Source organism: Achromobacter deleyi (assembly GCF_016127315.1).
GTDB classification, from domain to species: domain Bacteria; phylum Pseudomonadota; class Gammaproteobacteria; order Burkholderiales; family Burkholderiaceae_B; genus Achromobacter; species Achromobacter insuavis_A.
In genome coordinates, this window is sequence record NZ_CP065997.1 from 6,369,114 (window position 1) to 6,385,605 (window position 16,492).

A 16,492-nucleotide genomic window follows, 5' to 3' on the forward strand; every position below is an offset into this window, starting at 1 on the left:
GGTCGGCGCTTGGGGAGCATTCTGCATCATTGGCAATGGAAACGGAACGAACCTCGCCCGCCACGTAAACGATGCGCAAAACAAAGCGGGCCTCGGATTCCTCCGAGACCCGCGTTTCTTTAGTAGCCCCCGAGAGTCGCATCCGACACCAACGGATCACGCGTCAATCACCACAATCATCACGCAATCCTAATGCATTGATTTTGAATAAATTTTCCTTCCCAACGAACTCTGGAAATTTCAAGTTTCGCGGCAAGTGCGCCAACTTCAGCGCCCGAATGCTCAGCGCAACAAGACCAGCCATGGGTTCTGGTCGGCGCAACGAGCGGATAGAGTCCAGGGCTGCGCCATGGCCGAACCTGTATCCGAGTTGGATGTGGGCTTGCCCCGCGGAGATTGAATGAAGTACGCGCTAATCGGGATTGTGCTGGCGGCGGTCGTTTTTTGGGGAACAGATCGTATAACCCCAGGCCCGCCGCAGGGTCAATCTTGTGCAGAGGATCTTGACGCCTCGCCAGAGCAATCAAAGTGGCTGATGGGATACGCCAAGGGATACCTCACTGCCTTGAATTTGATATCCCGCGGACACGGAACCATGCCAGGAAAACAGATATCCATGGATGATGCCGCAATCAACGCGGTAATCCGGGAGTATTGCGCCCAGCACAGGGCCAACCACTACCTGGACGGCGTCGACCTTTACGTGAAGAACGCTCGCTAGCTTGCCGCCGGACGCGTGATCGCGCTCGCATAGTGCCGCGGACCGGCCAGAAAAGGAACAGCCGCCATTGCTGGCGGCTGCAGGCACCTGATTTCACAGGCGTTCTTTGGTAGGCCCCCCGAGAGTCGAACTCGGCACCAACGGATTATGAGTCCGCTGCTCTAACCAGGCATGAGCTAGAGGCCCAGGAAACTTACTGCCCTTCCAGGAAGCTCTTCAGCTTGTCGGCCCGGCTCGGGTGACGCAGCTTGCGCAGCGCTTTGGCCTCTATTTGGCGGATGCGCTCACGCGTGACGTCGAATTGCTTGCCCACTTCTTCCAGGGTCTGGTCGGTGCTCATTTCGATACCGAAACGCATGCGCAGAACCTTGGCTTCCCGCGGGGTCAGGGAGTCTAGCACTTCCTTGACCACGTCGCGCATGGAACCATGCAGCGCGGCGTCCGAAGGCGCCAGGGTCGAGGTGTCCTCGATGAAATCGCCCAGGTGCGAATCGTCATCGTCACCGATCGGCGTTTCCATGGAGATCGGCTCCTTGGCGATCTTCAGGATCTTGCGGATCTTGTCCTCGGGCATGTCCATCTTCTGCGCCAGGGTCGCGGGATCCGGCTCGGCGCCGGTTTCCTGCAGGATCTGGCGGCTGATCCGGTTCATCTTGTTGATCGTTTCGATCATGTGAACCGGGATACGGATGGTGCGCGCCTGGTCGGCGATCGAACGGGTAATGGCCTGACGGATCCACCACGTCGCGTAGGTCGAGAACTTGTAGCCGCGACGGTACTCGAACTTGTCCACGGCCTTCATCAGGCCGATGTTGCCTTCCTGGATCAGGTCCAGGAACTGCAGGCCGCGGTTCGTGTACTTCTTGGCGATCGAGATCACCAGGCGCAGGTTGGCCTCGGTCATTTCGCGCTTGGCCTTGCGAGCCTTGGCTTCGCCGGTGGCCATGCGCTTGTTGACGTCCTTCAGGTCCTTGAGCGGCAGCACCACGCGGGTCTGCAGGTCGATCAGCTTCTGCTGCAGTTCCTGCACGGCGGGAATCTGGCGCTCCAGCGTTTCGGCGTACGGATGGCCGGCGGCCACTTCGTCGACGACCCACTGCAGGTTGGTTTCGTTGCCCGGGAACACCTTGATGAAATGCGTGCGCGGCATGCCGGCACGGTCCACACACGTGTGCAGGACGGCGCGCTCGAGCTGGCGAACTTCTTCCACCTGGTTGCGCAGCGTGTCGGCCAGCTTCTCGACCATCTTGGCGGTGAAGCGGATGCCCATCAGTTCGTTCTGGATCGACTCCTGCGCGCGCACGTAGATGTCCGACTTGTAGCCGTCCTTCTCGTACGACAGGCGCATCTTGTCGAACTGCTTGCCGACCTCGTCGAACTTGGCCAGCGCCTTCACGCGCAGGTCTTCCAGCTGCTTGCTGGACATGCCGCCGGCGGGGCCGTCGTCGCTTTCGTCTTCGTCGGCGGTGACACCGGCGCCGGCGTATTCCTCGCCGTCTTCCGGATCGACCAGGCCGTCGACCACTTCGTCGATCTGCGCCTGGCCTTCACGCACGCGCAGGACGTGGGCGAGGATTTCGTTGATGGTGGTCGGGCAGGCCGAGATCGCCATGACCATGTGCTTGAGGCCGTCTTCGATGCGCTTGGCGATTTCGATTTCGCCTTCGCGCGTCAGCAGCTCCACCGAGCCCATTTCGCGCATGTACATGCGCACGGGGTCAGTGGTGCGGCCGAAGTCGGAGTCCACAGTGGTCAGCGCGGCTTCGGCTTCGTCCTCGACGTCGTCGTCGTTGGACGCGACCGGCGCGTTTTCGCTCATCAGCAGCGTTTCGGCGTCGGGGGCCTGGTCGTAGACCGCGATGCCCATGTCGCTGAAGGTGCTGATGATGCCGTCGATGGCTTCGGCGTCGACCAGGTCATCAGGCAGATGATCGTTGATTTCGCCGTAGGTCAGGTAGCCGCGGTCCTTGCCCAGCTTGATCAGCTGCTTGAGGCGGTTGCGGCGGGCTTCGTATTCTTCGGCCGAGACGGGGCCGCGGGCAATCAGATCCTTGGGATCGGCCTTGCCGCGCTTGCCACCGCGCTTGGGCGGCTTCAGGTCCGGCAGGACTTCGCCTTCGCCGTCCATGGTGTCGTCGAAACCGTCGGAATCGTTGTTGGCGTTCTTGGCCGGGCGACCGGGGCGGCGGCCGCTGGGGACCGGGCGCGCGCTGCCGACCAGGTCGGCGAGCTTGTCCTCGGCCTTCTTGGCGCGAGCCTTGGTCACCTTCTCGGGCTTGTCTGTCGCCGCCGTCTTGGCAGCCGCCTTCTTGGCGGCCGTCTTCGCGGCAGGCTTGGCGACCTTCACCGCCGTCTTGGCGGGCGCTTTTTCCGCTGCCATGCTGACGACCCGCTTGGCCTTCGTGGCCAGGGCGTCGGTCGCATCAATTGCAGAGGAGGATTTGCCGGTGGATTTGGTCATAGTCGCTTCCGTGGTCGTCGCAACCCGTTCGGGCATGTTGCACCGCATGACGCCGCTGCCGGGCAAAGGCCCTTCGCGGCATCCCTACGGGTAAATCAGGTGAATCGGCGGAAGCCTCGCGGCTGCGTTGTTCGCAGCACCAGCTCTTGCGAGCCCGCTGGCGCCGTTGCGGTCCGTGACCGGCTGGGCGCCTGGCGTGCATGGCTTCATCCCGCGATGGACTTCGGGCGTCGAGGGGGGCTGTCTGCCTATAAATAGGCGTTGCTTGCCTGTCGGGCCTTGCCCTTGGCAGCTAGATAGACACAGCACCCAAACCTCAGACGCGGCGCGAAGATAACCATCGCCGGACTGCGTGATTCACCACTCAGCTATAGTAATTAACTATGTAACAAGTTTGACGCACACGTCCGCTTTTTTTTCGTGCTGGCGCCTGGGGCTTACCCGCCCCGGACCGACCCGTACAACCGGTATCCGTCCTGCCCGCCAGCCCGGCGCATCTTCAGCCGACCTGCCCATCAAACCCTAAAACAATTAGATTCCGGCAGCGGCAATAGATTCCGCCTGCCGTTCGCTTTCTTGCTACGCCTTTTGCTACGTTTTTTTGCTACGCTTTTTGCTACGTTTCCTGCAATTGTTTTCCCGCAGCCACGACGGGCTTCGATCCTCCGCGCCAGGGGATCCATCGCCATACCGCGCCGCCATGTCACCAGCGCTTGCTGGCCGATTTATTTCAGCCAGTATTCAGTATTGCGAGATCCACGACCTATGCGCGCTGCCAGGCAATGTCTTGCGACTGCGCGGAGTTCACCCCCTCGCTATTGCCTTGATCTTTGCCTCTACCCTTGCCCTGCCGCCGCCCTCTCGGCTTTCGTGGCGGCGCCGATATTGATTCGCGGCGGGAAAACCCTTGATTTTACCGCATTTAACGTATGCCGGCACCTTTGAGCACCAACATGCGGCTGGACAGCTCCAGGTAGCGCTTGCGGGCCTCCTCGGTCGCCAGGCCGGCCGCCGCCAGCTTGGCCACTTCCGTCTTGGCCGAATCGAATTCGATCCGGCGCAACGCGTCATCCCACTCGGTCTGCGGATCGGGCAGGTCTTCCTGCGACAGGACGTCGACCCGCAATCCCTTGAGCACCGTGGCGAGGTCCGAGTCCGGCTCGGCCGCTTCCAGCAAGGCGCCCACATGGCGCGCGCCGCTGGACTGCGCCAGCATGATCAGGTCCCTCACCAATCCTAGATGGGGGCCGTGGTCGATGACTTCAAGCTGCTGGTCGCCCATCGAGTCGACCAGTTCCGGATGGGCCAGCAACAGGCTCAACAAGCGCTTGGCCAGCGACGGCATGGTACGGCGTCCTTCGAAGCCGCCGACGTCATCGCGCTTGCCCTTCCAGTTGCCCTTGCCGCCTTTCCAGTCGCCCTTGCCCTTCCAGTCGCTCTTGCCTTTCCAATCGCCCTTGCCTTTCCAGTCCTGCTTGCCGGCGCCGCCGTTCCAGCCGCCGCCCGATTCGCCGCCTTGCGACGGAAACTGGCCGTAGTCGGCGTACTCGCCGTCCTCGGCGGGGATGTCATGGAAATCGTGGCCGGCGAAGTCGTAGCCGCCATCATGCGGCGCGCCGTCGTGCGGCGCCGCCGCGCCGCCAGCACCCGCGGCGCCCGCCTCGCCGGCGGCCGGCTTGGCCGGCGCGCCGAACGGCTTGGCGGGCTGCTGCGCCAGCACCTGCGCCATTTCCTCGGGCGTCAGCTGCACCAGCTTGGCCATCTCGCGTTCGATCTGCACGCGCAACGCACATTCGGGGATCGACGCCAGCAAGGGCTTCGCCTCGTGCAGGCAACTGGCGCGGCCCTCGGCCTCGTCCATGTTGTGGCGCGAGGCCAGCTCGTCCAGCAGGAAGCGCGACAGCGCCACCGCCTCGCCCAGGCAGGCGCGGAAGGCCTCGGCGCCCAGCTCGCGCACATACGAATCCGGATCGTGCTCGGTCGGCAGGAACAGGAAGCGGATGGCGATATCGTCGCGCAGCACCGGCAGGCACGCCTGCAGCGCGCGCCACGCGGCGCGGCGGCCGGCGCCGTCGCCATCGAAGCTGAAGATGACCTTGTCGCTGGTGCGCAGCAGCTTCTTGACGTGGTCCGGCGTGGTCGCGGTGCCCAGCGTGGCGACGGCATTGGCGATGCCCTGCTGCGCCAGCCCGACCACGTCCATGTAGCCTTCGACCACGATGACCTGGCCTTCCTGGCGGATCGCCTGGCGCGCCTCCCACAGGCCGTAAAGCTCCTGGCCCTTGGAAAACAGCGGGGTTTCCGGCGAATTCAGGTACTTGGGCTCGCCCTTGCCGATGATGCGGCCGCCAAAGCCGATCAGGCTGCCACGCGCATTGCGGATCGGGAACATGACCCGTTCGCGGAAGCGGTCGTAGCGGCGGCCGTCCTCGGACTCGATGACCAGACCCGATTCCACCAGCGTGGGATCTTCGTAATTGGGAAAAACCTGCGACAGCCCATGGCGGTCCGTACCGGACCAGCCCAGGCCGAAATGCGCGGCAATCTCGCCGGTCAGGCCACGCTGCTTCAGATAGCGGATCGCCGCGGGCGATGCGCGCAACTGCTTCAGGTAATGCGCCTGGGCGGCGTCCAGCACTTGCGTGTGGCGGGACTCCTCGGCCTTGCGGCGCGCGGTTTCCTGCTGCTGGCGGGGGCTGCGGTTTTCTTCGGGGACCGTCATTCCCGCCGAAGCCGCGAGCGTGCGCACGGCTTCGGGGAAACTGGCGCCCGTGTGCTCCATCAGGAAGGTGATGGCACTGCCATGCGCTCCGCAACCGAAGCAGTGATAGAACTGCTTGGTGGGGCTGACAGTGAACGACGGACTTTTTTCGTTATGAAAGGGGCACAGGCCAAGCAAGTTGGCCCCACCCTTTCGCAACTGCACGTACCGCCCGACTACATCGACGACGTCGACCCGGGCGAGTAGTTCCTGGATGAATGATTCTGGAATCAATAGATTCTGGAATCAGAAATCAATACAGGCGCGGGGGCAGTTGCTGGCTACGGATGCGCTTGTAGTGGCGCTTCACGGCGGCGGCGTGCTTGCGCTTGCGCTCGGCCGTGGGCTTCTCATAGAACTCGCGCGAACGCAGTTCGGTGAGCAAACCGGTCTTTTCGATGGTGCGCTTGAAGCGGCGCAGAGCGGCTTCAAACGGTTCGTTTTCCTTCAGTCGAACGATAGGCATAAAGTGATTGGCCTGCTTGTAGGGTAACAAAAGTTGATGACAAACCTGGCTTGCTTACCAGCAACGCCACGGGGTTCCCGGCGGCGAACCGCCTGTCAGCCCAGGCCGCAGACCATGCATACGCGAATATAGTAATCGGGCATGCCTATCCGGGCCAAGAGATACGCGCACCTGGAACCCAGGCCACCGATCTCTCATTTTCCGCTTCCAGGCGCGAGCGCCAAGAGCCTTGCAGCGCTAAATTCGCTGGCTGTTTCCGTTACCCAAAGACTACCCAGAGAGTAACAAGCCAAGTTCGGTTTAGCGATAACCAGTGATTCTAGCATGGTCACGGCTATTTTGACTACCGGGGGAACAGTCTGGCGCCCAGTCCTCGCACGACTACGCCGCGCGTCGGCGACCGGGATCGCCCGACTATCCGTCCCCGTATGACTTCAGCTCTTGGAACCCTTGCGGATCCAGGCTTCCAGCTGGTGCGGACGCAGGCTGTCGTAGTCTTCGAAGGGCTGGTGGATCCAGGGATTGGTCGGCAGCTTGTCGACGTAATAGTCGGGCTGCGCCTGGGAATGCCCCTTCCACCACAGCACGGCGCTGCGCAATTCGGTGATGTCGGCGAACTGGCTCTTGAGGTGGTCGTACACCTTCATGAAGGTCTTGCCTGTATCCACCATGTCGTCCACCAGCAACACCCGCCCGGACAGCGTGCCGCGCGTGATGGTGATGAACTGTGCGATATCCATATCGCCCTGCTTGGTGCCCGCGGCTTCGCGGTAGCTGCTGGTCGCCAGAATGCCCAACGGCACATCAAAAATACGGGACATGACGTCACCGACGCGCATGCCGCCGCGCGCCAGGCACAAAATCTTGTCGAACTCCCAACCGGATTGGTGCACCTGCAAGGCCAGGCGCTCGATCAAGCGGTTGTAATCATCCCACGTCACCCACAGATGGCTATCGTCATTGGTTGGCGCGCTCATAGGCAAGGATCTCCTGCGTGAAAATACGAAAAGGCCGCCGCCGGTATGAGACCGGCGGCGGCCTTGCGGATAATAACCCGATGTCAGCCCTTCAGGGGATGACGCAGCACAATGGTTTCGTTGCGGTCGGGACCGGTGGACACCAGGTCGATCGGCACGCCGCAGACTTCGGCCACGCGTTCCAGGTAGCGACGGGCAGCCTCGGGCAGCTTGTCGTACTCGGTGATGCCGACGGTGGATTCGCTCCAGCCCGGCAGCTCTTCGAGCACCGGCTGCGCTTGCGCCACGGCGTGGGCGCCGTACGGCAGCACGTCGCGGAACTCACCGTTGACGCGGTAGCCGACGCCCAGCTGGATGGTTTCCAGGCCGTCGAGCACGTCCAGCTTGGTGATGCACAGGCCGGTGATGCCGTTCAGGCGGACCGAGCGCTTGAGCGCGGCGCCATCGAACCAGCCGCAGCGGCGCGGACGGCCGGTGACCGAGCCGAATTCCTTGCCGATGGTGGCCAGGCGGGTGCCGATCTCGTCGACCAGTTCCGTGGGGAACGGGCCCGAGCCGACGCGCGTGGTGTAGGCCTTGGTGATGCCCAGGACGTAGTCCAGCGACTGGGGACCGACGCCCGCGCCCGCCGAGGCGGCGCCCGCAACGCAGTTGCTGCTGGTGACGTACGGGTAGGTGCCGTGGTCGACGTCCAGCAGCGCGCCCTGCGCGCCTTCGAACAGCAGGCGCTTGCCTTCCTGCTGCATGGTGAACAGCGTGCTGGAGACGTCCGCGACCATCGGGGCGATCGCCGGCGCCAGCGCCATGGCCTGATCGCGCACTTCGTTGGCCGACACGGCTTCGGCGCCGAGGTACTGGGTCAGCACGAAGTTGTGATAGTCGAGCACTTCGGCGAGCTTCTCGTCGAACAGCGCGGGGTTGAACAGGTCCTGCACGCGCAGCGCGCGGCGGGCGACCTTGTCTTCGTAGGCCGGGCCGATGCCGCGACCGGTCGTGCCGATCTTGCCATCGCCCTTGCGCGCTTCACGGGCCTTGTCGACGGCCACGTGGTACGGCAGGATCAGCGGGCAGATCTCGGAGATGCGCAGACGCGAACGCACGTCCAGGCCGGCGGCCTCGAGCTCTTCGATTTCCTTGAGCAGGGCCTCGGGCGACAGCACCACGCCGTTGCCGATGAAGCAGGTGACGCCGGGATGCATGATGCCCGACGGGATCAGGCGAAGAATCGTCTTCTTGCCATTGATCCACAGCGTGTGGCCGGCGTTGTGGCCGCCCTGGAAGCGGACCACGCCCTGGACGGATTCCGCCAGCCAATCGACGATCTTGCCCTTGCCCTCGTCACCCCACTGGGTGCCGATTACGACTACGTTCTTGCTCATGTTACGAATCAATATCGAGTTTCTCGGGAAATCCGGAAATCTCCCCGCGGCCCTCTCGTTGCCGAGAGGGAGTTAGTCACAGCGTTCTGACCGTCCAGGCGCCATCCTGCAGCGCCAGCTCGCGATCGCAAACGAATTCGTCCTGATCCTGCTCGTGACCGGGCAATACCTGAACGACAATTTCCCCTGACCGGCGCAGGCGGCGGACCGCCTCGACCAGGGCGGGGGCTTGCCCCCAGGGCGCGCGAACCGCACGCGCCCGCTCCGCCGGCGGCAAACCCGCCGCCAGCTTGCGTAAATCCAGACTGAAGCCGGTGGCCGGACGCGCGCGCCCGAACGCCAGGCTGACATCGTCGTAGCGGCCGCCGCGCACCAGCGCGTCGCGCCAGCCTTCGGCGTACAGCGCGAACTTGATGCCGGAGTGGTAGCCGTAGCCGTCCACGTCCGCCAGGTCGACACCGAAGTCAACGTTCGGCTGACCATCCACCAGCACCTGCAGCGCATCCAGCGCGGCGACGACGCCGGGCAGCAGCGGCAGGTCGTGGCGGGCCCGCTTCAGCACTTCGGGACCGCCGTAAAGCTTGGGCAGCAGCTGCAACGCCTTGAGCGTTTCAGCGCGCATGCCGGGAGTCCGCGCGGCCAGTTCGGTCAGGCCCGGCACGTCTTTCTCGCGCATCAGGCGGATGACTTCCTGCGAGACCGCGGCGGCGGCCGGATCGGCCTCGACGATGCCGCGCAGCACGCCCGGATGGCACAGCACCAGGCGCGGGTTGCGCACGCCGGCGATGGCCACGGTTTCCAGCACCAGCTGGATGATCTCGAGATCGGCCTCGAAACCGGCATGACCGTAGATCTCGGCGCCGATCTGCAGCAGCTCGCGGCTGGACAGCAGGTCCGCCGGGCGGGCATGCAGCACGTTGCCGCAGTAGCACAGGCGGGTCACGCCGGCGCGATTCAACAAGTGCGCGTCGATGCGCGTGACCTGGGGAGTCATGTCGGCGCGAACGCCCAGCGTGCGACCCGACAGCTGGTCAACCAGCTTGCAGGTACGCAGATCCAGATCGCTGCCGGTGCCGGACAGCAATGAATCGATGTACTCGACCAGGGGCGGCGCGACCAGCTCGAAGCCGTAAGTACGGTAGAGATCGAGAAGTTCGCGGCGCACTTCCTCGATGCGCCGGGCCTCTGCCGGAAGTACGTCGGCAAGGCTCTCGGGCAGCAACCAGTTACCCATGAATGTTTACCTGAATAACGCCTAGAGATGCGTGGGCGTCGCCCAAACGAAAAGCGGCTGAGGGGCGTAAGCCCGCTCAGCCGCTGCGGAATGTTTTCTAGCTTACGGGGTATTGTACATGGTTCAGCCGACAGCGCCAGCCGGGAAAGCCAGCGGCGCAACACCGTCCCCGATTGCCTCGCCACGCACGGCGACCTGGCCTGGCCGCCAGGAAAAAGCCCCTTGGCGCAGGCCAAGGGGCTTTGGGATACCGCTAAGGCGCCGCCTTACTTGGCAGGCACGGTCACCGGGGCCAGGGCCTGGCCGGTGGGGTCCTTCATGAACTGGAAGAAGCTGGAGCTGGGGTCGACCACCAGCACGTCGCCCGGCTTCGAGAACGAAGCGCGGTAGGCTTCCAGACTCTTGTAGTACGTGTAGAACTGCGGGTTCTTGCCGTAGGCCTGCGAGTAGATCGCGGCGGCCGCGGCATCGCCCTCGCCCATGATCGTCTGGGCCTTGGCGTAGGCCTGGGCCACGATCACTTCGCGTTGGCGGTCGGCTTCGGCGCGGATCTTCTCGCCCTCGGCGGCGCCGATCGAGCGCAGCTCGTTGGCGACGCGGGTACGTTCGGCTTCCATGCGGCGGTACACCGATTCCGAGATCTCGGGCGCGAACTCGATGCGGCGCAGGCGCACGTCGACGATCTGCACGCCCAACGGCTCGGCGCGCTTGGCGACGTTGGTCAGGATTTCGGCCATGATCTTGTCGCGTTCGGTCGAGACCACGTCGCGCACCGTGCGCACGTTGACCGAGGCGTTGAGCGCGTCGCGGATCTGCGCTTGCAGGCGTTCCTGCGCGGCGCGTTCGTTGCCGCCGAAGGTCACGTAGTACAGGCGGGGATCCGCGATGCGCCACTTGACGTACGAATCGATCAGCAGGTTCTTCTTTTCGGAAGTCTGGATGCGCTCGGCTTCGTTGGTTTCGATGGTCAGGATGCGCTTGTCCAGCGTCACCACGTTCTGGAACGGCGGCGGCGCCTTGAAGTACAGGCCGGGCTCGCTGATGACCTTGCGCACTTCACCCAGCGAGAACACCAGGGCGTAGTCGCGCTCGCGCACCACGAACACGCAGGAAGAAAGGGCGGCCAGCACGATGAGCAGGCCGACCAGGATGGGCATAAGACGTTGCATGATCAAGAATCCTCCGGGTTAGCGCGACTGGCGGTCGCGAGGCAGCGCGTTGCTATTGCTGCTGCCGGAGGGTTGCGGGGCCGGCGCCACGTTGCCGCGGAGCGGCGACTGGGCGGGGGGATTGATCAGGGTCGACGAACCGGCGCTGCCGGCGGCGGCCTTGCTGGCGTCTTGCGCGGCCAGATGCATGATCTTGTCCAGGGGCAGGTACAACATGTTGTTGTTGCTCTTGGTGTCGACCATGACCTTGCTGGCGCGGGTGAAGATCTCCTGCATGCTTTCCAGGTACATGCGCTGGCGCATGACCTGCGGCGACTTCTCGTATTCGCCCAGGATGCTGGTGAAGCGCGCGGTATTACCCTGCGCGTCGCCCATGACCTTGGCGCGGTAGCCTTCGGCCTGTTCCGTCATGCGCGAGGCCTGGCCGCTGGCGAGCGGCACGACCTGGTTGGCGTAGGCCTGGCCTTCGTTGATCTGGCGTTCGCGATCCTGACCGGCCTTGACCGCGTCGTCGAACGCGGCCTGCACCTGCTCGGGCGGCTGCACGTTCTGGATGGCGACGGTGCTGATCTGGACGCCGGTCTGGTAGCGATCGAGGATCTGCTGCATCAGCGCCTGGACCTGGGTGGCGACGGTGGTCCGGCCTTCGTACAGCACGAAGTCCATGGACTGTTTGCCGACCACTTCGCGCATGGCGGTTTCGGACGCCTGACGCACGGAGTCGTCCGGGTCGCGGGTCATGAACAGGTAGTCGGGCGCGCCATCGGCGCGCAGGCGATACTGCACGACGAACTGCATGTCGACGATGTTCTCGTCCGTCGTGAGCATCAACGCCTCGGGCAGCACCTTGTTGCGGGCGCCGCCACGGAAACCGACTTCGAACGTGCGCAGTTGCGACACGTTGACCATCTCATGGCTCTGGATGGGATACGGCATGCGCCACTGGAAGCCGGCTTGCGACGTGCTCTTGTACTTGCCGAACTGGGTGACGACGGCGACCTGGCCTTCCTGGACGATATAGAAGCCACTGGCCGCCCAGATGCCGACCGCGACCAGGGCGATCACTCCCAGTCCGATGCGCGCGCCCCGCGGCGACGGCGGCGTCATGCCACCGCGATTGCCACCGGGGCGGTTGTTGCCACCCCCGCCCTTGCGGCCGAACAACGATCCGATGCGATTATTGAAATCGCGCCAGACCTCGTCGAGGTCGGGCGGACCGTCTCCGTTGCCTTGGGGCCGCTTGGGCGGCGGCTCGGAGCCATTGTTGTTTCCACGACCCCAGCCGGGGTCATTCAGATTGAAGAGTTTGATAATTCGAGGCATTGTTTCCCACAATCTGTCCGGTCTCCGCAATTGCCCCGCGCAACGCGTCCAAACCGGCGCGCTCGGTGGCGCTTACAAATACTCGCGCAATCGTACCATGGGCGTCGCGCTCCGCCCGGGGTTCCAGGCCAGCACGGTCGATCTTGTTGTATACCAGAATGGTGGGAACCGCGGCAGCCCCGATTTCCGCCAGCACCTTGTTGACCTCGAAGATCTGCTCGTCGCGCTGCGGACTGGCCGCATCGACCACGTGCAGCAGCAGGTCGGCGTGCACGGTCTCTTCGAGCGTGGCGCGGAACGCGGCGATCAGGTCGTGAGGCAGGTCGCGGATGAAGCCCACGGTATCCGACACCACCACGTTGCCCGCCCCTTCGATCCAGATGCGGCGGGTGGTCGTGTCGAGCGTGGCGAACAGCTGGTCCGCCGCGTAGGTGTCGGCGCGGGTCAGGGCGTTGAACAGCGTCGACTTGCCGGCGTTGGTGTACCCCACCAGCGACACCGACAGCGCGCCGCCCCGGGCCCGCGCGCGGCGCTGCGTGACACGCTGGCGCTCGACCCGGTCCAGGCGCTCGCGCAGCGTCTTGACCTTGGCGCCGATCATGCGGCGGTCCATTTCGAGCTGCGATTCGCCGGGGCCGCGCATGCCGATACCGCCGCGCTGGCGCTCCAGGTGGCTCCACATGCGCGTCAGGCGCGTGGCCAGATGCTGCAACTGCGCCAGTTCGACCTGCAGCTTGCCTTCGTGGCTCTTGGCGCGCAGCGCGAAGATGTCCAGGATCAACGCCACGCGATCCACCACGCGCAGGTTGAAGACCCGTTCCAGGTTGCGCTGCTGGGCCGGCGACAGGGGCTGGTCGAACAAGACGATGTCGGCCAGCAGCGCCTGGGCCATGCCCACGCCTTCATCGGCCTTGCCGGAACCGATGAAGAACTTGGCGTCGGGACGGTCGCGGCGGGCCGTGAGCGTGCCGACGATTTCCGCGCCGGCGCCCTTGGCCAGCATGGCGAATTCCTCGGCGTGTGCCGTGAAGTCGGGATCACCCAGATCCACGCTGATGATCAGTGCGCGCATACATGCACCATTTTGGAGCCAAAGCGAAAATGCCCGCCGACGTGGAACGTCCGGCGGGCAATAAAAGGTACTGCGGGAGCGAGATTACTCAGCAGGGACTTCCACCTGAAAATTCACGGCGCGGGCGGGAACAACGGTGGAAATGGCGTGCTTGTAGACCATTTGCGTGACCGTGTTACGCAGCAGCACCACGTATTGGTCGAAAGATTCGATTTGCCCTTGAAGCTTGATACCGTTCACCAGGTAGATCGACACCGGCACATGATCCTTGCGCAGCGTGTTCAGGAACGGATCTTGCAGAGTTTGCCCTTTATTGCTCATTGGCCAGGCTCCATTTGTTTGTTATTGAGTGATGACGCGCTTTTTACAGGTGGGGCACGTCGAAACATGTACTCTACAGGGTTTTCCCGGCCCGTGCTACTTGTGTCGGATGCAAAAGTTGACACCAGAGTTTTCCGCCGGAAAGGCCCTTCAGCCGGGGTTCAGACGAGCTCTGCGAGCGCTTTCAGAAGCAATTCGCACTGCTCGTCCGTGCCCACTGTAATACGCAGAAACTGGTCTATGCGCGGCAGGCGGAAATGGCGCACGATGATGCTGCGCTCGCGCAGGCCGGCGGCCAGCGCGGCGGCATCGCGCGAGGCGTGCCGGGTGAACACGAAGTTGGCGCTGGACGGCAGCACCTCGAAGCCCAGGGCCTGCAGGCCGGTCGTCATCCGCCCGCGGGTCTGGATCACCGCCTGGCGAGTCTGCTCGAAGTAGTCGACATCCTCGAGCGCCGCGACCGCGCCGGCCGAGGCCAGGCGATCCACCGGATAGGAATTGAAGCTGTTCTTGACGCGTTCCAGGCCGTCGATCAGGGCCGGGCTGCCGACCGCGAAACCGACCCGCAGGCCCGCCAGTGAACGCGATTTGGACAGCGTCTGGATGACCAGCAGGTTGTCGTAGCGCGTGGTCAGCGGGATGGCCGATTCGGCGCCGAAATCGACGTAGGCCTCGTCCACCACCACCACGCAATCCGGGTTGCCCGCCAGCACGCGCTCGATCTCCGCCAGCGTCAGCGCGCGGCCGGTGGGCGCGTTGGGATTGGGGAAGATGATGGCGCCCGCCTGGCCATGGCGGCCCGGCAGGTAGTCTTCGACGTCGATGCGGAAATCTTCCGTCAGCGGCAGCGTCTCGTAATCGATGCCGTACAGGCCGCAATAGACCGGATAGAAGCTGTAGGTGATGTCGGGAAAGCGCAGCGGACGCTCGTGCTTGAGCAGCGCCAGGAAGGCGTGCGCCAGCACTTCATCCGAGCCGTTGCCCACGAAGACGCTGGCCGGCGCCACGCCGACAGCCGTCGCCACCGCCTGGCGCAGGCGGTCGGACGACGGATCGGGATAGAGCTTGAGCGTGTCGTCGCACGCGGCGCGGATCGCCTCGAGCACCTTGGGCGACGGCCCGTAGGGATGCTCGTTGGTATTGAGCTTGACCAGGTTCTGAAGCTTGGGCTGCTCGCCCGGGACATACGGACTGAGCGTCCCGACCACGGGACTCCAGAAACGGCTCATGGATCAGCTTTCCTGCGCGTAGGGGTTGTGCGAAGACTTGAACTCGATCCGCAGCGGCGTGCCGGCCAGATCGAAAGCGTTGCGGAAACGGGTTTCCAGGTAGCGGCGGTACGAATCGGGCACCGAATCGAGCGCGTTGCCGTGGATGACCACCAGCGGAGGATTCTGTCCGCCCTGGTGCGCGTAGCGCATCTTGGGACGGAAGATGCCCTTGCGGGGCGGCGGCTGCTGCTCGACGGCGGCCTGCAGTTCGCGCGTCAGCTTGGGCGTGGACAACTTGGCGAACGCGGCGGCGTGGGCGGCGTTGACCGACTTGAGCAGCGGCTTGATGCCCTGCCCGCGCAAGGCCGAGATGGTGTGCACGCGGGCGAACGACAGGAAGCGCAGCTTGCGCATGAATTCGCGCTCGATGCGTTCCTTTTCCTCGCCGTCCAGGCCGTCCCACTTGTTGATGGCCAGGACCACGGCGCGGCCGGTTTCCAGCACGAAGCCGGCGATGTGGGCGTCCTGCTCGGAGATCTCGGTCTGCGCGTCCAGCATCAGCAGCACGACGTTGCTGGCCTCGATGGCCTGCAGCGTCTTGATGACGGAGAACTTCTCGACCGCCTCGAACACCTTGCCGCGCTTGCGCAGGCCGGCGGTGTCGATCAGCGTGTAGCGGCGGCCATCGCGCTCGAAGTCGATCTCGATGGCGTCGCGGGTGGTGCCGGGCATGTCGAACGCGATCACGCGCTCTTCGCCCATCAGCGTGTTGATCAGCGTGGACTTGCCGACGTTCGGGCGGCCCACGATGGCCAGCTTGATGCGGTGGTCGTGCTCGGCCTCTTCGGCCGGCTCTTCTTCCTCGGCGGGCGGCTCGGCCAGGTCCTGCAGCGCGAGTTCGATCAGGTCGACGATGCCGTCGCCGTGCGCCGCCGAGATGGGATAGGGTTGCCCCAGGCCCAGCTCGTGGAATTCGGCGATGGCGGCGCCCGCCCCCATGCCTTCGGCCTTGTTCACCGCCAGCAGCACGCGCTGCTGCCCCGACTTGCGCAGCAGCGTGGCGATTTCGTGGTCATGCGCGTTGAGGCCGGCGCGGGCGTCCACCAGGAACACCACCACATCGGCCTCGGCGATGGCCTGCCGGGTCTGGCGCGCCATTTCCAGCAGGATGCCGTCCTTGGCGACCGGCTCGAAACCGCCCGTGTCGATGGCGATGAAGGGGATATCGCCCACCCTGCCCTCGCCGTAATGGCGATCGCGGGTCAGGCCGGAAAAATCGGCCACCAGCGCGGCGCGCGATCGCGTCAGGCGATTGAATAGGGTCGACTTCCCCACATTGGGGCGACCGACCAGGGCAACGACAGGCTTGAAAGACACGGTGTAAGGCTTTGTTCTTG

At 64.3% G+C, this 16,492-nt stretch carries 13 protein-coding genes and 1 tRNA gene; 1 reads left to right on the plus strand and 13 read right to left on the minus strand.

What is annotated here, in order from left to right:
- Window positions 1–400: 400 nt before the first annotated feature.
- Complete coding sequence (locus I6I07_RS28765; RefSeq protein WP_198484667.1) at window positions 401–721, plus strand: hypothetical protein; 321 nt, start codon at window positions 401–403, stop codon at window positions 719–721.
- 107 nt (window positions 722–828) lie between these two features.
- Here I6I07_RS28765 and I6I07_RS28770 read toward each other — a convergent pair.
- The 13 genes from I6I07_RS28770 to der all read right to left on the minus strand — a co-directional run bounded on the left by I6I07_RS28770 (window position 829) and on the right by der (window position 16,472).
- Window positions 829–907, minus strand: a tRNA-Ile gene (locus tag I6I07_RS28770).
- A 7-nt stretch (window positions 908–914) separates the two neighbouring features.
- A complete protein-coding gene (rpoD, locus tag I6I07_RS28775) occupies window positions 915–3,182 on the minus strand; it encodes an RNA polymerase sigma factor RpoD (protein ID WP_198484668.1) in 2,268 nt (755 codons plus the stop codon).
- A gap of 922 nt (window positions 3,183–4,104) precedes the next feature.
- The gene (gene dnaG, locus I6I07_RS28780) at window positions 4,105–6,177 is read right to left on the minus strand and encodes a DNA primase (RefSeq protein WP_198484669.1); all 2,073 of its coding nucleotides are present in this window, start codon (window positions 6,175–6,177) and stop codon (window positions 4,105–4,107) included.
- Window positions 6,178–6,196: 19 nt separating this feature from the next.
- Complete coding sequence (gene rpsU / locus I6I07_RS28785) at window positions 6,197–6,409, minus strand: 30S ribosomal protein S21 (protein WP_006218592.1); 213 nt, start codon at window positions 6,407–6,409, stop codon at window positions 6,197–6,199.
- Window positions 6,410–6,843: 434 nt separating this feature from the next.
- Window positions 6,844–7,386 carry a phosphoribosyltransferase gene (locus I6I07_RS28790; protein WP_198484670.1) on the minus strand — a complete coding sequence of 181 codons (543 nt, stop codon included), beginning with the start codon at window positions 7,384–7,386 and terminating at the stop codon, window positions 6,844–6,846.
- A gap of 83 nt (window positions 7,387–7,469) precedes the next feature.
- Window positions 7,470–8,765 carry an adenylosuccinate synthase gene (locus I6I07_RS28795; protein WP_006387864.1) on the minus strand — a complete coding sequence of 432 codons (1,296 nt, stop codon included), beginning with the start codon at window positions 8,763–8,765 and terminating at the stop codon, window positions 7,470–7,472.
- Between the two features lie 76 nt (window positions 8,766–8,841).
- Complete coding sequence (locus I6I07_RS28800; RefSeq protein WP_006393984.1) at window positions 8,842–9,999, minus strand: ATP phosphoribosyltransferase regulatory subunit; 1,158 nt, start codon at window positions 9,997–9,999, stop codon at window positions 8,842–8,844.
- Between the two features lie 266 nt (window positions 10,000–10,265).
- Window positions 10,266–11,168 carry a protease modulator HflC gene (hflC, locus tag I6I07_RS28805; RefSeq protein WP_024068353.1) on the minus strand — a complete coding sequence of 301 codons (903 nt, stop codon included), beginning with the start codon at window positions 11,166–11,168 and terminating at the stop codon, window positions 10,266–10,268.
- 18 nt (window positions 11,169–11,186) lie between these two features.
- A complete protein-coding gene (gene hflK, locus I6I07_RS28810) occupies window positions 11,187–12,491 on the minus strand; it encodes an FtsH protease activity modulator HflK (protein ID WP_198484671.1) in 1,305 nt (434 codons plus the stop codon).
- On the minus strand, window positions 12,457–13,563 hold the full coding sequence (hflX, locus tag I6I07_RS28815) for a GTPase HflX (RefSeq protein ID WP_198484672.1): 1,107 nt from the start codon (window positions 13,561–13,563) through the stop codon (window positions 12,457–12,459). Before hflX ends, hflK begins: the two co-directional genes overlap by 35 nt.
- 84 nt (window positions 13,564–13,647) lie before the next feature.
- Window positions 13,648–13,884, minus strand: coding sequence for an RNA chaperone Hfq (hfq, locus tag I6I07_RS28820; RefSeq protein WP_006218585.1), 237 nt, complete (start codon window positions 13,882–13,884; stop codon window positions 13,648–13,650).
- A 161-nt stretch (window positions 13,885–14,045) separates the two neighbouring features.
- The gene (gene hisC / locus I6I07_RS28825; protein WP_198484673.1) at window positions 14,046–15,113 is read right to left on the minus strand and encodes a histidinol-phosphate transaminase; all 1,068 of its coding nucleotides are present in this window, start codon (window positions 15,111–15,113) and stop codon (window positions 14,046–14,048) included.
- Between the two features lie 3 nt (window positions 15,114–15,116).
- Window positions 15,117–16,472: a ribosome biogenesis GTPase Der gene (gene der, locus I6I07_RS28830; protein WP_198484674.1), complete on the minus strand. Its 1,356-nt coding sequence runs from the start codon at window positions 16,470–16,472 to the stop codon at window positions 15,117–15,119.
- Window positions 16,473–16,492: the final 20 nt, after the last annotated feature.

What these genes read in the sequence shown, in the direction of transcription:
- I6I07_RS28795 (WP_006387864.1), bottom strand. Translation starts at nt 8,765, where the DNA reads ATGAGCAAGAACGTAGTCGTAATCGGCACCCAGTGGGGTGACGAGGGC.
- hflK (WP_198484671.1), bottom strand. Translation starts at nt 12,491, where the DNA reads ATGCCTCGAATTATCAAACTCTTCAATCTGAATGACCCCGGCTGGGGT.
- hflX (WP_198484672.1), bottom strand. Translation starts at nt 13,563, where the DNA reads ATGCGCGCACTGATCATCAGCGTGGATCTGGGTGATCCCGACTTCACG.
- I6I07_RS28765 (WP_198484667.1), top strand. Translation starts at nt 401, where the DNA reads ATGAAGTACGCGCTAATCGGGATTGTGCTGGCGGCGGTCGTTTTTTGG.
- rpsU (WP_006218592.1), bottom strand. Translation starts at nt 6,409, where the DNA reads ATGCCTATCGTTCGACTGAAGGAAAACGAACCGTTTGAAGCCGCTCTG.
- I6I07_RS28790 (WP_198484670.1), bottom strand. Translation starts at nt 7,386, where the DNA reads ATGAGCGCGCCAACCAATGACGATAGCCATCTGTGGGTGACGTGGGAT.
- rpoD (WP_198484668.1), bottom strand. Translation starts at nt 3,182, where the DNA reads ATGACCAAATCCACCGGCAAATCCTCCTCTGCAATTGATGCGACCGAC.
- hisC (WP_198484673.1), bottom strand. Translation starts at nt 15,113, where the DNA reads ATGAGCCGTTTCTGGAGTCCCGTGGTCGGGACGCTCAGTCCGTATGTC.
- I6I07_RS28800 (WP_006393984.1), bottom strand. Translation starts at nt 9,999, where the DNA reads ATGGGTAACTGGTTGCTGCCCGAGAGCCTTGCCGACGTACTTCCGGCA.
- hfq (WP_006218585.1), bottom strand. Translation starts at nt 13,884, where the DNA reads ATGAGCAATAAAGGGCAAACTCTGCAAGATCCGTTCCTGAACACGCTG.
- hflC (WP_024068353.1), bottom strand. Translation starts at nt 11,168, where the DNA reads ATGCAACGTCTTATGCCCATCCTGGTCGGCCTGCTCATCGTGCTGGCC.